This is a genomic window from Vibrio sp. 779(2023), assembly GCF_033344285.1.
GTDB classification, from domain to species: domain Bacteria; phylum Pseudomonadota; class Gammaproteobacteria; order Enterobacterales; family Vibrionaceae; genus Vibrio; species Vibrio alginolyticus.
Genome location: NZ_JAWPOM010000128.1, coordinates 1 through 1,286, shown reverse-complemented (window position 1 = coordinate 1,286; position 1,286 = coordinate 1). Strand labels below are relative to the sequence as shown.

Below are 1,286 nucleotides of genomic sequence, written 5' to 3'. Positions count from 1 at the left end.
GGTTGCCATAGCGTTTTGCTATCTCACCAGATAAACGCGCGCCAACAGAACGGTCGGTGTTGATGACGTTGTAGAAGAAACTTGCTGATTGGCTGTTTTCGACAGCATTCAAGGCATCATCAACGATTTTTTGGTTGAGTTCGGCTTTATCAAACGGTTTGTTTGGCTCCGTCCAAAATAGTGGATGACCTTCGGTTGAAATAGGAGCTTCTAAGATGTTTGATAGATCCAACTTGGTTTGCTTCGCTGTGAATCCCTCGACGGCTTCAAGTAAATCAGTACGACCAATTAAGTCTGTCAGCTTCTCTACGCCGAGTGCTGCGAGTAACTCACGTACTTCATCGGCAAGGCCAGTAAAATAGTTCATTACCATTTCAGGTAAGCCTTTAAAGTACTCTTTACGAAGGGTTTCATCTTGAGTTGCCACACCCGTTGCACAGTTGTTCAAGTGGCAAATACGTAAGAATTTACAACCCATATCAACCATTGGTGCGGTACCAAATCCGAAGCTTTCCGCACCAAGAATCGCGGCCTTAACAACATCTAGCCCTGTTTTTAACCCGCCATCTACTTGAAGACGAATCTTATGGCGAAGGCCATTTGCAACCAGTGCTTGTTGGGTTTCTGCGAGGCCAAGTTCCCAAGGACTACCTGCGTATTTCACCGAAGTCAGTGGACTTGCGGCCGTACCGCCATCGTAACCTGAGATAGTGATGAGGTCGGCGTAAGCTTTTGCGACCCCTGTGGCTATGGTGCCAACACCAGGCTCGGAGACGAGTTTCACCGAAACCAGGGCATTCGGGTTGACTTGTTTTAGGTCGAAGATCAGCTGGGCTAAATCCTCGATCGAATAAATATCGTGATGTGGAGGAGGGGAGATTAACGTCACCCCTTGCACCGAGTAACGCAGCTTGGCGATTTCTGCCGTGACTTTGTGCCCTGGTAGCTGACCACCTTCACCAGGTTTAGCTCCTTGCGCAACCTTGATTTGCAGTACGTCAGCATTGGTTAGGTAATGAGGCGTAACCCCAAAACGGCCTGATGCGATCTGCTTGATTCGCGAGTTACGCTCGGTGCCAAAACGACGAGGATCTTCACCACCTTCGCCAGAGTTAGAGTAACCACCAAGACGGTTCATCGCCGTTGCAAGTGCTTCGTGTGCCTCTGGGCTCAACGCTCCGATAGACATGGCGGCAGAATCAAAACGTTTGAACAATTCTGTTTTAGGTTCGATTCGTTCAAGTGGCAATGGCGAGTCAGTTTTTTTCAGTGCCATTAGGTCACGC

General features: G+C 48.8%; 1 protein-coding gene. It reads right to left on the bottom strand.

Annotation, left to right across the window (positions count from 1 at the left end; genetic code table 11):
- Positions 1–1,286: glutamate synthase-related protein (locus R8O70_RS25485; RefSeq protein ID WP_318184494.1), on the bottom strand; the 1,286-nt coding region annotated here is incomplete at both ends.